Source organism: Paenibacillus sp. FSL H8-0104 (genome assembly GCF_038050215.1).
Taxonomy (GTDB): Bacteria; Bacillota; Bacilli; order Paenibacillales; family Paenibacillaceae; genus Paenibacillus; species Paenibacillus amylolyticus.
This window is the reverse complement of record NZ_JBBOTC010000001.1, coordinates 5,208,815-5,225,539: the sequence shown is the minus strand read 5'-3', so window position 1 is coordinate 5,225,539 and position 16,725 is coordinate 5,208,815. Positions and strand designations below refer to the sequence as shown.

Sequence of the window (16,725 nt, the reverse complement as noted above, 5' to 3'; positions counted from 1 at the left end):
AATGAGAAAAGGATTAATGGGAAGTATTAAACTGGATGATCTCCTGGAATCCGGAGCAGAATCGGTCGATATCGAAAGTGTTTCGACTAAGGACATTGCCATTATTGGAATGTCCGGCAGATTCCCTGGTGCAGAGGAACTCGAGGCATATTGGAGCAATCTGGTTAACGGTGTGGACAGTATCAGCGATTTTCCCGCAGAACGACAATCTTTCACAGATTATTATATGAAGACACGGGGAGAGTCGGTCGCGTATACCAAAGCAGGGTTTTTGAATCATATTGACCGATTCGATTATCGTTTCTTCAACCTGTCTCCCCGTGAAGCTTCTCTCATGGACCCCAATCAGCGGTTGTTTCTTGAAACGGCTTGGCACGCCATTGAGAATTCGGGATATGGAGGCGGGAAACTTAAAGGAAGCAACACAGGTGTGTACGTTGGGTTTCGAAACGATGAAGTATATGACTACAAAAGATTAATCACTGACTTGGAACCTCAGGCAGATCCCAGTGCAGTTCCAGGTAATCTGGCCTCCATTCTGGCTAGCCGGATTTCTTACTTGCTGGATCTGAAGGGGCCGAGCCTTTGTCTCGATACAGCATGTTCATCTTCTCTCGTAGCCATCCATCTCGCGTCCCAGGCCATTCGAAACGGGGATTGTGATCTGGCTGTCGCTGGTGGCGTCAAGATACGTTTGTTTCCCCTGGATGAAGGGAACAAGCTTGGTGTGGAAGCGCCAGATGGCAAAGTGAAGGCGTTCGATGCAGATTCGGATGGGACGGTGTGGGGTGAAGGTGCTGCCGCTATTATCCTCAAACCATTGAACAAAGCACTCAGGGATCGAGACCATATTTACGCAGTCATCAAAGGAAGTGCTGTGAATCAGGATGGAACTTCCGTAGGCATCACAGCGCCGAATACTGCTTCACAGGCAGATTTGCTGGTGAAAGCATGGAAAAATGCGGGGATTAACCCGGAGACGCTTAATTATATTGAAACACATGGTACTGGGACAGATATGGGAGATCCCATTGAGTTTGAGGCCATTCGCAGAGCGTTCCAAAAGTTTACAAACAAGAAACAATTCTGTGCTATTGGTTCAGTGAAGACAAATGTGGGCCACTTGGATTGTGTAGCTGGCATGGCTTCGCTTTTCAAGGTCATTATGGGAATGCGTGAAGGCATGATGCCACCCACACTTCATTTTCAGCGTCAAAACTCAAAAATCAACTTTGAAGATTCTCCAGTCTATCTCAACACTCGCCCTAGAATATGGCATGCCGAAGGAGCTCCACGCAGATGTGGTGTCAGCGCGTTTGGTCTAAGTGGAACCAATAGTCACATTGTAGTTGAAGAGCCGCCACGTTATCACAGGGCAGATACCGCAGTGACCCCGGATATGCAAATTTTAACGATCTCTGCCAAAAGTGCTGCCAGCTTAACAAAGCTGGTGCAAGCGTATCAGGCCTTACTCGTTTCAAATCCTGAACTTTCGCTGGCAGATCTATCATTCTCGGCTAATACCGGAAGAGGGCACTACACTCAAAGGCTTGCGATCACTTACAGTGATCGCAAGGATTTGGAAAGAAAATTGAAGCTTGTATCAGACGCAAATGGTGGTCCTGATCTCGAGATAAATGGAGTACACACAGGCATACATCGGATTATAACAGCGGGTGAAGGGGAGTCCACGCGAAGTACAGGGGAAATCACGGAGCAGGAGGTCAAGTTACTTGGCCAGAAGGCACAGGGGTGGATTTCAGAAGCGCATCTTCATCCGAGGGAAGTGCTGTTGGAGGCCATTTGTGATTTGTATGTTCAGGGAGCCGATGTGAGTTGGGAAGATCTGTACAGAGAAAAGTCTGTGCGCAGGATTCCACTTCCGTCATACCAGTTTGAACCGAACATATGCTGGCTGGACTGGAAATCGGACATGGATCAACGCCAGACAGATGACATGTATCGGAGCATGTATAGAACGCGCTGGATCGCGGATTCTTTGGAACCATCCATACCCGATGAGGAGCAGCAGCCAATTGATGATGGGATAACCTTGATATTGCGAAAAGATAAAGACCTTGAAGGCGAAAGGCTTGAAACCACCTTGCGTAATCTGGGACGAAAGCTGGTATCCGTGACATTTGACGGAGATGTTGCTGTTATGGAAGGACTCTCAGGTCTAGTTCAACTTTCTTCAGAAGATGTTTATGATCATCTGCTTGGTGCACTGCCTTTCAATGATATAACCCGTGTTATTCATCTACTGAGTTCAACGTCCAGAATGCAGGTGCATAATCTGGCGGATCTTTCTCAGGCGGAAATAGAGGGTCCTCTGAGTCTGTTCAGACTGGTCAAATCTCTGGTGCAGAGGGCGGTGTCTGGCCCTGTAGACATATCAATTGCTACGACAACTGCTTATCAAGTGACGGGGGACGAAGTGGAACTGTATCCTGAGCACGCTGCCTTGATCGGCTGGGCTAAGGTTATAGGAAAGGAATATCCGCATATCCGTTGTCAGTGCATTGACAGAGATGAACATAGTTCACTTGAATCTATTCCGGAGTTGGTTGGTGGCATAGGCATCTCCAACGAGAATTTTGCCTATCGGAATGGGACTCGTTATGTTGAACAGCTGGATGAATGGAACACAGAGACTCAGGAAAATAGCGACTGGCAACTGGTTGAAGATGGAGTATACATCATAACGGGTGGAGCAGGGGGGATAGGTTCAGAGATTGGGAGATGGATGGCTGGTCAGACAAAGGTACGAATTGTCCTACTGGGACGGACTGAATTACCCAACAGAGAGCAATGGCCCCTGCTTCGTAAGAATGGGAAAGACCAGACAGCTGTTCAGCAGATTATTCGTGAAATAGATGCCATGGAGAGTCTTGGAGCAATGGTAACTTATTTTAGCGTAGATGTATCCGATGAAATGCGTCTTACCCATACGTTGGATGATATCAGACAAACGTTTGGTTCTATACGTGGAATTGTGCATTGTGCAGGAACGGGCAGTGATCTGTCTACCGATCAGAAGAGTGAAGATGACGTCAAGCGCACGTTGGCTCCCAAGATCAGGGGGACATGGCTGCTTGATCAACTTACCCGACAAGATCAGCCTGATTTTATGCTGTTATGTTCTTCTATCGCTACAACATTCAGCACGTTGACTATGGGAGATTATGTTGCAGCTAATGCCTACCTGGATACGTTCGCTGCACAACGAACCAAGCAGGGACTTCACACACTCGCGATTAACTGGGTGACCTGGAGGGAGCGGGGAATGGCAGCACGTTCGGGTTTTACGGCGGATACTATATTTAAGGCCATTTTACCTGAACAGGCGATCCATACTCTCGCAGACGTTGTTACTCAAAAAGTAGACCGCGTTATTATCGGGGAATTAAACATAGATGGTGGGGGCATTCGTTTACTCGAACGTTCAGGGATTCGGGTTGCTCCACATTTGCTCGAACGATTGAAGAGAATGAAGTCTACGACCAGGTCTATAGCAGAAAGGGCTTCTACCCGATCACTTTCACAACATGGCACGGGTCAGGTGATCCTAACGGGAAAAGAAAAAGAGGATTACACCGAAGCAGAACGACGTGTCGCTGATGTTTGCAGACAGGTATTGGGTTTCGAGGAAATTAACATCCATGAAAATTTCTTTGAACTGGGAGCCGATTCCCTCTTGTTAAAAACGATGCATGCCAGATTGGAACTGCTTGATCCAGGTTCACTTATGATTACGGACTTGTTTGAGCACGCAACAGTTTATAAACTGGCCCGTTTTCTGGTAGATAAACGCCAGGGAAGCAACAACATGACACATCATACACCGATGAAAGGAACGGAACAGGACATAGCCATTATTGGTATTTCCGTCAAACTGCCTAACGCCAACAATACTGATGAATTCTGGGACAATATTCGTAACGGGTTGGATTGCAGGACCGCATTGTCTGCAGAACGAAAGGATGCCATTGATCGCTATATTCGATATAAACAGTTTCCTGAGGGCAGCGTTGCTCTTGTGGAAGGGTCCTATATTGATGAGATTGATAAGTTCGATAGTACCTTTTTCCGTTTGTCTCCCAAGGAAGCAAGCCTGATGGACCCACATCAGCGTCTTTTCCTGCAGGCATGCTGGGAAGCAGTTGAAGATGCCGGTTGTGTAGAAAACATTAGTGGAAGTTATACCGGGGTGTTTGTTGGATACTCGCCGAATATTCGCGATATGTATTCACGACTCATTTATGAAACCAATCCGACTCTGCTATCTAGCGCTATGGTGGGCAACACAGCAGCAGTTACCTCTGGAAGAGTATCTTATATGCTGGACTTGAAGGGGCCATCGATGGTCGTAGATACAGCCTGTTCATCATCGCTCGTTGCTGTAGATGCTGCATGTCAATCGATTCGTAGCGGCAAATGTGAAATGGCCATAGCGGGTGGAATTAAAATCCATACCATGCCAATTCATCACACGAATACACGCATGGGAATAGGCATGGAATCCATGGATGGAATCACGCGTGCATTTGATGAGGAATGCGAAGGAACGGGATTTGGCGAAGGCATCGGTGTAATCATGCTCAAACCACTCGAAAAAGCTAAACAGGATGGCGACCAAATCTATGCGGTCATTAAGGGATCAGCATCCAATCAGGATGGCAGTTCTGCCGGGATGACAGCACCAAATCCGGCGGCTCAGGAAGACGTGATTCGCAAGGCATGGGATGATGCTGGCATTGATCCTGCGACCATTGGTTATGTGGAAGCTCACGGGACGGGTACACCTTTAGGGGATCCGATTGAAGTAAACAGTTTGACGAATGCATTTCGTATGTTCACCGACAAACGAAATTTCTGTGCGATTGGATCTGTCAAAGCCAATATGGGTCATCTGCTTGAGGCAGCGGGAATCGTCGGGTTGATCAAAGTAGCGTTGGCACTTAAAAACAAGGAATTGCCTGCAACGATTCACTTTAATCGACCCAATGAAAATATCCCGTTTTACGATTCTGCCATATACGTCAACACCGTTACTCGTAAGTGGGAGGTTGAAGGCCATCCGCGGCGAGCTGGCGTCAGTGCGTTTGGCATGAGCGGAACCAATGCCCATATTGTGCTGGAAGAGCCACCGGCGGAGTATACCCATAAAGAACTCCCTGACCATGTTCCTCACGTTGGGCCACAGTTGTTCATGCTTTCAGCCAAATCACGTGAGAGCTTGCAGCAACTTGTTACGAGGTACGTAGCATATGGCCCGCAATTATTACAAATGGATTTGCAGGATATTTGTTACACGGTCCAGGCTGGGCGCAGTCATTATCCGCATCGATTAATTTTTGCAGTGAATACGACAATGGAGCTTGTTTCCCGTTTGAATGAATTGAACCGGCTCTACTTTTGGGAGCCTGAACTGGGTGACACCGGCAAGGTTTTCTATCGTTATGGAGAATACCGATTGGTATCAGGTACGGATGGGATTAGACGTCCAGATGATCTTACTCTGGTTCAGAAGGAAAGTTTGAACGCCGAAATTCAAGAAGTGGCATTAGCGTGGAGGGACGGCTTGTACAGGGACGAATCCATGCAGGTCAAAATTAGTGAGTTGTATTCGGCGGGCGCAGATTTGCCACCATTATTATGGAATGACGGACAGGCAACTCGTAAAGTGCGGCTCCCGGTGTATGCTTTCGAGCGTAAGACACACTGGCTGGACATACCCGACGTCGCCCCTGTAAAAGTGGAACGTATGGAACAACCATTTCATGTTATTCGTTGGGTTAACACGCCATCCAACGATGGGACATCATGGATGTCCTCCGAATCTGGAGATGTGTTATTGTTCACAGGAAAAACCGCTCTTTCGGCATCGATCTATGAGAGATTACTAGCTGCGGGTCGGAAGGTTGTAAGAGTAGAGATTGGACTTCAAAAGGATTCTACTCCAGGCGATGGATGGTATGGCGTTGATTCAAATAAACACGCGTATGAGAACTTGTTAACAGATCTTCAATCTGAGTATCAATTCACACATATTATCCATATGTCAACGACTGAGCAAGCAGTATTTCCCGAGAGTATCGAACAATTAGAGGTGACCCAGCAACGTGGGGCTCGCAGCCTGATGTATCTTACACAGGCACTGGCACATGTGGGTTATGAGCGCGGACTGAGCCTTACGCTGATATCTGATTATGTGAACGAAGTGACAGGCAATGAACGTGTCCTTCAGCCACAACAAGCTCCTTTTATGGGAATGGGACGAGTTGTAGGTCAGGAATTGATGGGCATATCCTGCAAGTTTCTGGACGTGGATGATGTTGTCTCTGCTGAAGATGTGTTACAAGAGATCGGCCGAAAGTCTGATTTGTATCTTGTTGCTTACCGGGAAGGTACTCGTTATGAGGAACAGTTCGAGACTTTAGACGATACGACGGTGATCGGCCATGCGCCAGCAATTCAAAATGACGGTGTATACGTGATTACTGGCGGCACGAAAGGCATTGGACTGGAAGTTGCCCAGTACTTGGCTGACAAGGGAGCAGGACATGTTGCTTTGCTTGCCCGTTCACCTTTTCCGCCGCGTGACCAGTGGACTGAATGGCTTGATCAGAACAGAGACAGGGAAGTGTGCGAGACGATAAACCGGGTGATGGATCTGGAGAAGAAGGGAACGTCATGTTCATTTTATCAAGTGGATATCGGGCATCTGGATAGGCTACGTGAGGTATTTGATGAACTTCGACATACCTGCGGTCCCATTCGTGGCGTAGTCCACAGTGCCGGTGTACCTGGTGAAGGCATGCTGATACGCAAGACGGAGGAACAGTTCTCAGCGGTGATAGGTCCCAAAGTCCATGGAACATGGGCGCTTGATCAGGTCACGCTTGAGGATAATCTTGACTTCTTCCTGCTCTTCTCCACGATCTCTTCGGTGTTTGCTGCTCCGGGCCAGGGGGACTATGCTGCTGCCAATGCATACCTGGATGCGTTTGCTGCATATCGAAGCAAGCTCGGGAAACGAACCCTAACTATGAATTGGAACACATGGCGAGATACGGGGATGGGCGTTCGTTACGGCATCAATGTGGATGGCGTATTCTCTGCCATACCTACGGAGCAGGGCATTGCATGGCTGGATCGTGCGATGGGAATGAACTTGAATCGGGTAATCGTCGGCGAGATCAATCGTGAAAGCAAATTGCTTGGCATGATGTCAAGTGTTGCTGTGAGACTATCTGATGACCTGAGATCCCTGGCTACTGATGAGAAAACTGTGTTTCCTGAAACTCAGAACCAGACCGGTTATGCAGAAGTTACTCTGGATGGCAGGACAGGAGAAGGAGCATATAGCGATGCTGAGGATCTGATTGCCAAAATCTTCGGTTCGGTACTAGGGTTCAGTGAAATCAATATTTATGACAGTTTCTTCGAATTAGGGGGAGATTCGATCATGTTGGGCCAGATGCATGAGTTATTGGATCGGCATTTCCCCAATAAGATCAAACTGGTAGATCTGTTCGAATATACAACCGTAGACAAACTCAGCAATTACATTGCAGGCAATGAGCAACATATCCTGCAAGCTGCACCGATAACATCCGCATCAGAAGAGCAGGACGGAGATTGGAATGACTCATTAAGCCATATGCTGGACAAGTTGCAGGACGGGGAAGTATCTGTCGAAGACATTCTTCATCGTTTGGATGAAATACGGCCAGGGGAGTGAGCTTGTGGAGAAAGTCTACAAACATGTTGTTGAAAACATAGCCTCCGGCAAAATTGACAAAGTGACGGGGATTCAGGTCATCAATCTGCTGAAGCAGGAAGAAGCAAATCATCAAGAGGATATAGCAGTCATAGGCATGAGCCTTAAATTTCCCCATGCAAATCGTCCGGAGGAATACTGGCACATTGTTGAGCAGGGGATTGATTGCATAGGCGATTACCCATCTGATCGAAAATCTGTAACGGATGAGTACCTCAGACTAAGCGGATATTCAGACGAATTTCTTCAATATCTGGATGGTGCTTTTCTGGATGAAGTGGATCAATTCGATTATAAGTTCTTCCGTCTCTCGCCAAAAGAGGCTAGTCTGATGGACCCTTGTCATCGTTTATTTTTGCAAACAGCATGGCATGCCATCGAAGATGCCGGTTACGGCGGGCAAAGGCTTGCAGGAAGCAATACCGGTGTCTTTACCGGATTTGCCAATAGCAACAACTATAAGGAAATGATCAAGGATACCCATCCGGAAGAGTTGTCTATTGCGATGACTGGAAATATCGCGTCAATGCTTCCTACCCGCATCTCGTATCTGCTTAATCTAAAAGGACCGACTATGGTAGTGGATACGGCTTGTTCGTCCTCGTTGGTATCCGTTTATCTGGCTTGTAAATCGCTGATGAACGGGGATTGCAACATGGCGATTGCCGGAGGCGTTAAGCTGGATATTTTGCCAGTGGACAATGATTTTCTGAAGATTGGGATTGAATCCACCGACTACCGGACAAGAGCTTTTGATAAAGAAGCAGATGGGTCCGGTATGGGTGAAGGTGTGGCTGCAGTAATTTTGAAGCCGCTTCGTCAGGCTCAGAAGGATGGAGACCACATCTATGGTGTAATCAAAGGCATCGCTTTGAATCAGGATGGAACGTCCATGGGCATCACGGCCCCCAATCCGGTTGCTCAATCCGAAGTAATCGAGGAAGCGTGGAAGCGAGCAGGCATCCACCCGGAATCCTTGGCCTATATTGAAACCCATGGAACAGGAACGAATCTGGGTGACCCTATCGAGATTCAGGGGCTGGAACGTGCTTTCCGAAAATATACGAATAAAAAGCAATTTTGTGCAATTGGTTCGGTCAAAACCAATGTTGGTCATCTGTATGAAACAGCAGGTATGGCCAGTCTGATTAAAGGACTTTTATCGTTGTATCATCGGAAACTCCCGCCTTCCCTTCATTTTAATTATCCAAACCTGAATATTGATTTCGGGAATTCACCCGTCTATGTCAATACAAGGTTAAGAGAGTGGGAGCGAGGTGCTGATCCGCGTAGATGCGGGATAAGTACATTTGGTTTGAGCGGAACGAATTGTCATATAGTGCTGGAAGAAGCTCCTGTACAGGCCACTTTGAACGTTACGCATGATGGGCATACGGGTGTTCATCCATTCACGTTGTCTGCGGGATCAGATCATGGAATTCAAGTTCTGATGAAACAGTATCTGGACGGAGTATCTACCTTCTCCGACAGGTATTCATTACTGGATGTGTGTCGAACAGCCAATGCATGTCGCGGACATTATGCTCACCGAGTGATCATTTTGGCTGAACATTTGGAGGATTTGCGCATTAAGCTGACCCAGGTTATATCTGGAGACATTCATACGTTCACAGCACCTTGGTTTCATTATGGGGAACACCGACTGATCAGCGACAATCGGGAAGTTTCAGGGGTACATGATATTACTCAGAAAAACGTTCGTGCGTTAAGCGAAGAGGTCCGGCAAGAATTGAACCAGATAAATGAGGCTACATTTGACTGGGGGCGCCTGTGTACTCTTTACGTGCAAGGGGCATCCGTGGACTGGTGGCGTCTGTATGAGGGCAAGTCTACGAAGACCGTACCTCTGGCGGGTTATCCTTTTGATTCGCAGAAATGCTGGATTGACATGGGAAGCAGACCAGCAGAAGAGAGTGTCCACCATGACAACGGATTGTTTTCTCTCACGTGGCATGAGCTTGAGGGAGATTACGAGGATAACGAAGTTCATTCAAGCGAGAGAGTTGTACTCTTTACGGCTGATGACAAAGGTGGGGCTGACCTTGCATTGCTTTTGCAACAATCGGGTAAGGACGTCATTAAGGTTTGCCCGGGAGATTACTATGAACAGAGGAACGATACTGATTTTCGAATTGGTTCCAAAGAGGTCGATTTTGATTCTTTAGTCAATGCTTTGGATTCAAAATCATGGTCACAGGTCATCTACGCACCTACCTTTGCTTCGGACACTTCTGTTCAGAATCTGGTGGAGTTGAATGAATCACAGGAACGCGGCGTTTACAGCCTGCTGTATCTGCTTCGTTCATTGACCAGACATGGTATTGATTATGATATGGATATGGTGATTTTGACCCAATGCGTCCATCATGTCACAGGCAAAGAACAGATTCTTAGACCCGAACTCGCACCGCTAGAAGGTCTTGCCAAGGTCATACGTAAGGAGCATCTGAACATCCAATGTCGAGTTATCGATCTGGAAGATACGCTATGGAGCAAGGGGAGTGCAGAGTCTGTTTTCAGAAAAACAGATCAATTCCTTACCGCCATTCGAGACGGAAAACGGTATATTCAGTCATTCGGTACACTCCAGCCTGTTGCAGAGTCGGACAGTAACAATGGACAATTTCCGGCTCTTCATTCAGAAGGGATATATCTTGTCTCTGGTGGAGCCGGAGGTATCGGGATTGAAGTATCCAAATATTTGGCTGGCAGGGACAAGGTACATCTGGCCTGGATTAATCGTACTGCCTTTCCACCCCGGAGAACATGGGAAGCAATTTTGGAAGCAAAGCAGGATCAGTCGTTATGCCGAAAGATTCAGGGAGTTCTTGATATTGAAAATATGGGAGCTACCGTTGAAATATACAGCGCTGACATTTCCAAAAAAGAAGAGGTAGTTCCAATTGTAGAAGAGCTGCGTCAACGTCATGGGAAGATCCGGGGGGTTATCCATGGCGCGGGAATCGGAAGATCCGACCTGTTGATGAATCGTACGGATGACCAGTTTAAAAGCATTTTCAATCCGAAGGTGATGGGTACACGTATTTTGGATGAAGTTACCCATTCGGATGATCTGGACTTCTTTATTCTGTTTTCTTCGGTAGCAACGATGTTTAGCGGAGCCGTTCAAGGAGATTATACCGCAGCCAATGCTTATCTGGATGCCTACGGGGAATATCGGAACAAGCTCGGCAGAAGGACACATGTGGTGAACTGGACGACCTGGAAAGAAACCGGTATGGCCCTTGAAGGTGGTTTCACAATCGATACCATTTTTAAGACGTTGCCAACGGGTAAGGCTCTTGAAGGGTTTGAGCAGGTGTTATCCCATAATGTACCGAGAGCACTTGTAGGTTATCTCAATTATGAGAACGGTGGAGTCTTCCTGCTCGAAAAATCAGGGGTGATGCTCTCTCCTGTGCTGACTGCGCAAATTGAACTATTTAAGGAAAAAAAGAAGCAGGAAAAAGCGAACAAAGCAAAGAGTGTAACAACAAATCCAGCAGGAGAAGTAAGTCTGACAGGAAGTCTCAACGAAGAGTTTAGTGATACGGAAAAACGTGTGGCCGAATGTTGCAGAAAAATATTAGGTTTTGATCAAATTGATATTCACGACAACTTCTTTGAGCTAGGTGCGGACTCTATTCTGCTAATGAAAATTCAGAGTGAGATTGAGCGAATTTTTCCAGGAGCTATTAATGTTACGGACCTGTTCGAATACTCGAATGTACATCATCTCGCAAAATTTATCGGTGGAAAAAACAAGAAGGAGGAACAGCGTTCTTCTCCAGCGATGCATCTCAAGAAGCGTACTGCGGCGGAACGAGATGGAGATATTGCGATTATCGGCATGGCTGTGAATGTGCCGCTTGCTTCCACACCTGAGGAGCTGTGGGCGCATCTCGTCAACGGCACGGATCTGGTTCGGTCGTTTCCGGAATCGAGAAAAGTGGATATTGACAAGCATTTTGCGTTCACAGGTCATGACCAGACACTGATGAAATACAACGAGAACGCGTATCTGGAAGACATAGACAAGTTTGATGCAGGTTTCTTTCGGTTATCGCCCAAGGAAGCAAGTCTAATGGATCCCAATCAGCGATTATTTCTTGAAGCTGCGTGGACTGCAATTGAGGATGCAGGGTATGGCGGCACCAGATTGAGCGGTAGTAAAACGGGCGTATATCTGGGCTATGCGGCAACCTTGCGAGATCTGTATGCACGACTCTTATATGAAGTTGATCCTGGGAGCGGTTCAAGCTCCATGGTGGGTAATCTGACAGCAATGATGTCTGCCCGGATCTCATATTTATTGGATCTAAAGGGTCCAAGCATGGTTATTGATACGGCCTGTTCATCTTCATTGGTGTCTGTAGACATGGCTTGCAAAGCTATTCGTAGCGGACAATGTGATTATGCACTGGCTGGCGGAATCAAGATTAATCTGTGTCCGGTGGATGATGAAAATATGAAACTTGGCATTGAGTCTACAGATCATCGCTCCAAAGCTTTTGATGATGAAGCAGATGGAGCAGGTATTGGAGAAGGGGTTGCAGTGGTACTGCTGAAATCACTTCAGCAGGCATTGGATGACCATGATTCGATCCATGCTGTAATTAAAGGCGGGGCTGTGAATCAGGATGGCAGTTCAATAGGCATCACGGCACCTAATCCGGCATCTCAAACAGAGGTAATTATATCTGCTTTGGAGGATGCAGGAGTTGAACCGGAGACAATCACCTACATTGAAACACATGGCACGGGCACGACATTGGGAGATCCGATTGAAATTAAGGGCATATCTGATGCACTGTCGAGCTACACAGATCGCAAGCAGTTCTGTGCGGTGAGTTCCATCAAGACCAACTTGGGGCATTCTTCGGAAGCTGCTGGAGTGATTAGTTTGGTGAAGGCGGTCATGGCGCTGCGTGAGAAAAAGCTTCCTCCGACACTGTACTTTAATCGACCTAATCGAATGATTGAATTTTCCAATTCACCAGTCTTTGTGAATACCCGTCTTCGTACGTGGCATTCAGAGGAAGGACCGCGACGTTGTGGGATCAGCGCGTTTGGGATTAGTGGAACCAATTGTCACGTTATCCTGGAAGAGGCCCCAGTGCAGACATTTGTCCAGGCAGAGGAACGCAGACCTTATATTCTGCCTCTTTCCGCCAAAAGTAAAGACTCTCTATCCAGATTGATTGTAGCTTATCATGAATATCTCGATAGTTACGATGAACTGGATTTGTTAAGCCTGTGTGGAACAGCCGCTCAGGGAAGAGGACACTACAAGTTGCGTATCGCCATTGCTTTTAAAGACAAAGAAGAGCTGGTAGCCCGATTAGACAAGCTGCGTGGCTGCCCGTTTAGCGAGATTAAACCGCCCGTTGCTTATGCATCTGAACATCGAATGGTTCCCGAAACGAAGGAGCCGGGTGTTGGCGAATTGACGGAACAAAAACTTCGTGAATTAAACGAGCAAGCAGACAGGGTACTGAAGCTCATTAACGAGCATGGATGGGAAGATCAGCACTTGGAGGAAATATCGATTCTTTATACACAGGGAGCCGATATTGACTGGTCCAGATTGTACGCAGAAGAGGAAACCTTCCGGCTCCATCTTCCAACGTATCCTTATGAGCGCAATCGTTGCTGGATTGATATTCCCGAACGAGTTGCGGTTCAATCATCCGTTGTGCAGAAGGAAGAACCAACGATGCATTACACCATTGGCTGGGTGGAAGCGACTAATCCTGAGAGGCTCATTCCGAATCCGCAAACCGTCTTGCTTTTGAAGGGGACAATTCCGTTATGTGACAGTCTCTCCCGGGAACTTACTGAACGTGGAGCACATGTAATTGAAGTTACGCTTGGTGCAACCTATGCGAAGATCTCTCCGGTTCATTATCAGATCGATGGTTCGGAGGATCAGTATCTGCAATTATTGAAAGCTACGAAGAACCACAGAATAGATCAGATTATTCACACCTTTACCATAAATGGTCATACAGCACCCGAGAGTCCGAAGGAACTGGAGGATGCCTTATGCCGAGGTGTGCATAGCTTGTTTTACCTTACAAAAGCCATTGCAGGTGCAGGATTGCGAAATCGAATGCGCATTGTTCTGTTATCCCAGTACGTTCACGAAGTTAGCGGCCACGAATCACATCTTGCTCCTGAATATGCAACGATGTTTGGCCTGGGCAAAGCGATTGGACAAGAGCATCCTCAGCTGGAATGCAAAGTCATGGATATAGATGATGACACCGCTATTCCTATTTTGCTCAATGCAATGAATGCAGATGATGTTTTCTACTCCACTGCTTATCGGAAGGGTCAACGATATGTGGAAGAGTTTAGGAAGACAGATCTGTTGGGAGCTGAGCTCTCTGAAGTAACCATTAAGGAGCAAGGGGTCTATCTCATCACTGGTGGAATGGGCGGCATTGGCCGGGCATTCGCAGAACATTTTGCTAACAGACACAACGTTACCTTGATTCTTGCAGGCAGATCGGATTTCCCTGATCGGGAAACATGGCCAGCCATTTTGGAGGATAACAAGGATCTGGAGCAATGCAACAAAATTAAATGGATACATTCGATTGAGAACAGAGGTTCCACAGTAGGTCTCTACAGCGTGGATACAGGTGATCTTCAACAAGTATCCAGACTCATGGAGAACATCAGAGAGCAGTACGGCAAAGTGGATGGCATTGTTCATGGTGCAGGGGTAGCCGGTGAGGGGTTCCTTGCATCCAAGGATGCGGAGACCTTTAACCGTGTGTTGCTTCCGAAAGTCCAGGGAACCTGGAATATTGATCAGGCAACAGCCCAAGACTCTCTTGATTTTCTTGTTCTGTTCTCAACCACTTCAACATTATTCAGCTCTCCGGGTCAAGGAGATTATTCAGCAGCGAATAGTTATCTGGATGCTTATGCAGCGTATCGAAATCGCAGGGGCGGACGAACGTTAACGATCAATTGGGTGGCCTGGAAAGAGACCGGGATGGCCAAAGATTTTGGCGTAAATGATGACATGGTATTCAAGTCTGTTTTAACAAAGTCTGCATTAAAGGCCTTTGACCAGGCTTTTCAGCGTAAAGTGCATCGATCTATCATCGGCGAACTGAATTATGACTCGGAATATATGGCCTACGTAGGTGATATGCCAATGATGATGTCGGAGGAAGTATACAACACGATTCAGGATCAAAGTGCCAGCGTGATTGCTGAAGTGGAGATGAGAAAGGCAACGCTGAACAAAGAAGTCTCATTACACGGCCGCAATGATGGTCAATATACAGCCATGGAACAGATGTTATCCCGGATTTGGTCACTTCATTTGGGACTGACAGAAATGGATCTGTATGATGATTTTTACGAATATGGTGGAGATTCCATTATTGGGCTCAAGATGGCATCGGATATATACAGGGAAACGGGGATACAGGTTAATCCTTCGGATGTGCTGCAATATCCAACGATCTGGGGACTGGGAGTTCACCTGCAATCTCTGGTCGATGTGGAGAATGCAACAGTTGGACAACAGTCTATCCCTCATGCAGAAGCCAAAGAAAAATATCCACTTTCATCAGCTCAAAAAAGGATATTCTACCTTTGCACTCAGGACCCGGACAACATCAGTTATAACCTGAACAAAGCGTTGATTATGGAGGGGAATTTTGACCCAATCACGTTGAACGGTTATATGAACACTCTGATTCAGCGCCATGAATCGTTCCGTACATCATTTCACTGGGAACAAGGAGAGCCGATTCAGAGAATTCACGAGAACGTGGATTTTTCGATCGAAACGTTGCCAGATGTCATTTGTGGAACGGAAGCAGTAGAAGATGTAGTGAAGCAGTTTGTCCGACCGTTTGATCTGGAAGCGGCACCGTTGATTCGCATGATTGTCGGTTCGTTGGATGACGGTCGTCATCTGTTGATGTTCGATGTGCATCACTTGGTTACAGATGGTATGTCGATGGACAATATGATGCACGAAATCACGTCAATGTACAGTGGTTCACTTTTACCGGATATTCCTTATCAGTATAGGGATTACTCGGAGTGGAGCAACCATTATCAGCAATCGGATTCGATTAAATCACAGGAAGCCTTCTGGCTGGAAACGCTGAAAGGACCATTGCCGACACTGCAACTTCCAACAGACTTTTCACGACCTGATCGAAAAACCTATGATGGAGCCAAAATGACTTTTTATGCTGACGAAGCACTCACTGCACGTATAGGCAAGCTCGGAGCACGTACAGGAACCACGCTATACATGTTACTCTTATCCGCCTTAAATGTCCTATTGCATAAATACACGAACCAGAGTGATATACTCATCGGTTCGCCTGTTACGGGTCGCCAACAGGGTAACTTTGATGCCACGATTGGCATGTTTGTGAATACAATTGTCCTGAGAAACGAACCTGTGCCCAATGACTCATTCAGGGAGTTACTTCTGGACGTGAAGCAGCGTACGTTATCGGCTTTTGCACATCAGGACTGTCAATTCGACCGAATTGTACAGCTTGTGAATAGTACACGTGATCCGAGCAGAAATCCGCTGTTTGATGTGTATTTTGCACTGCAAAATGTTGGGATGTACACCGGAGAGATTGAGGCTTTCAAAGGCACATTAATCGATTATGACAGTGGAGTTTCAAGGTTTGATCTGGCACTGGATGCGATTGAGCGGGACGGTACGATCGAGTTTATTCTGGAATATAATACAAGCTTGTTCTTGCCTGGCACAGCTGAATATATCGCCAAAGATTTTGTGAAAATTCTTGAGATAATTTCAGAGCAGCCGGATACTTTGATCTATGATATTGAAGTTGATCGTGTCACGGATATCACGGATGAAGCTGTAGATGAAGAAGTGAATTTCAATTTCTAGCCAGATC

2 protein-coding genes are annotated in these 16,725 nt (G+C 46.8%); both read left to right on the top strand.

Annotated elements, in window-relative coordinates; translation table 11 throughout:
* Position 1 precedes the first annotated feature (1 nt).
* Positions 2-7,747 (top strand): SDR family NAD(P)-dependent oxidoreductase, encoded by a 7,746-nt coding sequence (locus NST38_RS23045; protein ID WP_076252862.1) that lies wholly within the window; start codon positions 2-4, stop codon positions 7,745-7,747.
* Positions 7,725-16,718, top strand: coding sequence for an SDR family NAD(P)-dependent oxidoreductase (locus NST38_RS23040; RefSeq protein ID WP_083684702.1), 8,994 nt, complete (start codon positions 7,725-7,727; stop codon positions 16,716-16,718). Before NST38_RS23045 ends, NST38_RS23040 begins: the two co-directional genes overlap by 23 nt.
* Positions 16,719-16,725 lie beyond the last annotated feature (7 nt).

Excerpts from the sequence above, each read along its gene's own strand:
- NST38_RS23045 (WP_076252862.1), top strand. The coding sequence starts at position 2 with ATGAGAAAAGGATTAATGGGAAGTATTAAACTGGATGATCTCCTGGAA.
- NST38_RS23040 (WP_083684702.1), top strand. The coding sequence starts at position 7,725 with ATGAAATACGGCCAGGGGAGTGAGCTTGTGGAGAAAGTCTACAAACAT.